The 3476-nt window shown below is 62.1% G+C and carries 1 protein-coding gene; it reads left to right on the top strand.

The window, feature by feature from the left end:
- Positions 1-586 precede the first annotated feature (586 nt).
- Positions 587-3187: a GDSL-type esterase/lipase family protein gene (locus O3X23_RS43665; RefSeq protein WP_269280908.1), complete on the top strand. Its 2601-nt coding sequence runs from the start codon at positions 587-589 to the stop codon at positions 3185-3187.
- Positions 3188-3476: the final 289 nt, after the last annotated feature.

Below are 3476 nucleotides of genomic sequence, written 5' to 3'. Positions count from 1 at the left end.
ACAACCACATGATCACCAGCACCGTGCCAGCTCTGCTCTCCGGGGTCCCTTGCCCCGCAACGGACATGACGCCACGTCACTCACGAGACCGGCGAACCGGACCAATCCCAACCACGCAATGCCCCTGGCCCTGGGCTGGTCCTGGCCCGCCGCGATCAACGGACTCATCACCCTCGGAAGGGGCTATATCGTGGCTGATGGACGAACTTCAAATCGGTTCGTCCATCAGACCCTCATCTTGGCGAAGTGGGGAATAGTGACACTTGCCGGGATATCGGGGGAAATATGGCGTTCACCTTACAGCAGCGGGCGGGTCGGTAGGGCGGACGCGCCCAGCGACTTCTCCCGCCCGTCACCAGAGCCTGCTTCGACCGTTGCGTATTTTGCGTCAAACGATTGGGTCAATTCGCGGACATTATGTCGGCGTGAATGGACCACCTATCGAGGAGGCCATCTCACACTGCGGATGAATTGCCCCTACTTGTCAGGTCTGACCCTCTGTTGTTCTCCGCATGCTTCGGCAATAATTTCCGTCCCGACGTAAAAAAACTGTTATACATCTACAAAGTCAGGATCAGTGCATGTCATGAGCGTAAAACTTTCAGTCGGCCACCGACGATTTTCGGGCTGGTTGTTCTCTCGGTGGCGGTCGGGGACGACAGCAGTCCTGGTAGCGGCCGCTCTGCTTGCGGGACTTCTCATCGTCGTGCCCGGTGCCGCACCCGCGATCGCGGCACCCCTCGGGCAGACCCCGCTGATCACGTACAACATGCAGGGCGAGTCGGCGGGCAGCGCCTCCAAGTGGACGAACGAGGTCCAGGAGTACGCCAGGTCCACTGAGATCGTCCTGTTGCAGGAAGTCGGGCCCCAGGGGCCATCCGGAGCCACCTTGGAGGTTCCCATCACCACGCCGGAGGGCGTGATCGTCCAGCACCGAACCTGGACTCCGGGTGGTAGCTCCAGGGGGGGCTCGTACCACGTCTACTTCGCCCAGACCGATCGCAACGGCGGCACCAATACGGGCGGGCGGGTAAATATCGCGATCATCACCCGGAATGCGCCGGACGAGGTCCGCGTGGTCGCCAATCCCATCCAGGCAGGCCGGACCGCGCTGGGTGTCCGATTCGGAACCCAATGGTATTTCACGGTCCACGGCCTCTCCCCTGGCGGAGGTGACTCGAACAGTCTTTTGGAAGCGATCGATAGCAGCGTCGACAGATGGACGCCAGGAGGCGTATGGACCGCTGGGGGCGACTTCAACGTCGACCCCCGCGTGCTGCAAAACCGCCCCCTCTTCCCCATGGGCGCAACGGTCTATTCGAGCGGGCAGGCCACCCACCAGGATGGTGGCGAGTACGACTATTACGTCACCTCTGACCGAAGCTCCAGCAATTTTAGGGCAGTTCGCCAAGACGGGGCGAGCTCCGACCACTACGCGGTAAGTCTGGGCGGGCTCGCCGCTGCCGCGGACCCACCGGATTTCAAGGTGATGTCGATCGGCGACAACCTTACGGACGATTACGTCAAGAATGGTTTTCTGACAACTCTGGGCCTGGGAATGGTTGCCATTCTCTCTCTTGTGTCCCGGTCGCCATCAGTAGAGTTTGTGGGCTCCCAGTCCGACGGAACAACCGGCAGCCCCCATTATGAGGGAGGGGCCGGAGAGAACATCAGCGCCATCACAAAACGCTCTGAGACGGCCGTTCCCACTTACCGCCCGAACGTCGTGGTAGTGCAAGCCGGCATGCAGGACATGAAGGACGGCACGACCGACGGAGCCGGAGACCGACTTGCCAAACTGCTCGCCAATATCCACACGCACGATCCCGGCACCGTGATAGTGGTCGCGACCCTCGGCCCCTCCACCAACCCAGCCGTCCAGACTAGGATCACCGCCTACAACGCCGTAATCAAAGCCACAGTCGCCGACCTGCGGGCCATGTCCCGCCCTGTCCAACTCGCCGACATGAGTCCCCTGACCACTGGTGACCTGAACGCCGACGGATCGACGACGAACGACGCCGGCGATGCCAAAATGGGGCAAATTTATAGTGACGCCATTCACCGATCTCTGGTGAACGGATGGCTGGACAGCACACCGTTGAGAATTCTGCCCTTCGGAGATTCCATCACATTCGGCACCGGCAGTTCCACCTCATCCAGCTACCGCAAAACCCTCCAGGCCGAACTCTACGGGCGCGGAAGGAATTCTGACTTCGTCGGTTCCCAGAAATCAGGGGCGATGCCCCAGCCCGCGAACGAAGGTCACCCCGGTTGGCAGATCAGCCAGCTGGCCGATATCGCGCCGTGTGTCATGCGGGACTACGCACCCAACCTCGTCCTTCTACACATCGGTACCAATGACATCAACGCGGGTCTCGACCTCGGTAATGCACCGAACAGACTCCAGCATCTGATCGAAGACCTTAACTCGAAAGTTCCAGGAGTCACCGTCCTAGTGGGCTCCCTGCTGGGTACCACCTGGAGCGCCGCGAGCGCGGCCAATATGAAAACCTTCAACACCCAGAGCAAACTTCAGGTCGCTGCCTTGCGAGACCGGGGCCTCAATGTCAAGTGGGTGGACATGGCGGCGGTGACCACGAACGATATGCAGGACGGCCTGCACCCCAACGATGCCGGATACGCCAAGATGGCCACCGTCTGGGGCACCGCCATCGAAGAGGTGACCGACGCCGGTTGGCTGACCGCGCCGCGATTCGTGAACGGTCCGTCGTCGGGTGACGAAAAGTGTGCCACTCCCCCTCCCGCACCCCCCGCTCCCCCCAGCTCCCCTCGGGGCAGGGCCGACTACATCAACGTCCATCCTGATAGTTCGGTTACCGCGTATCTGAACGGTGGGATCCCGTCGCCGCTGTCTCCTGCTCCGGCAGGGAAAAGCACTATTCCGTGGACGGAGTTGGGGTACGTCGCGTCCGGTGTCGCCGGAGGAGCCCCGGGCGGCCAGATCCAGTTCGCCGACCTCAATGGTGATGGCAGGGCCGACTACATCAACGTCCATCCTGATAGTTCGGTTACCGCGTATCTGAACGGTGGGATCCCGTCGCCGCTGTCTCCTGCTCCGGCAGGGAAAAGCACTATTCCGTGGACGGAGTTGGGGTACATCGCGTCCGGTGTCGCCGGAGGAGCCCCAGGCAGCCACATCCAGTTCGCCGACCTCAACGGCTGACATCCCGGTCGGCCACCACCCATCACGCCAATGAGCTACCGCCGCTACGGCACGGCGGAATCGCCTCGTCGGCGGCCGGCCGGAGCACGCTTGCGGGCATGCTCCGGCCCGTCTTCGTTCGGCCCACGTCTCCCCTCTATCGCCAGGTTGCTGGCCGCCCGGCAGGGGCATTGCGTGGTTGGGATTGGTCCGGTTCGCCGGTCTCGTGAGTGACGTGGCGTCATGTCCGTTGCGGGGCAAGGGACCCCGGAGAGCAGAGCTGGCACGGTGCTGGTGATCATGTGGTTGT

It is taken from the genome of Streptomyces sp. H39-S7 (assembly GCF_027158205.1).
Lineage (GTDB): Bacteria > Actinomycetota > Actinomycetes > Streptomycetales > Streptomycetaceae > Actinacidiphila.
This window is presented reverse-complemented; position numbering and strand designations above follow the sequence as displayed.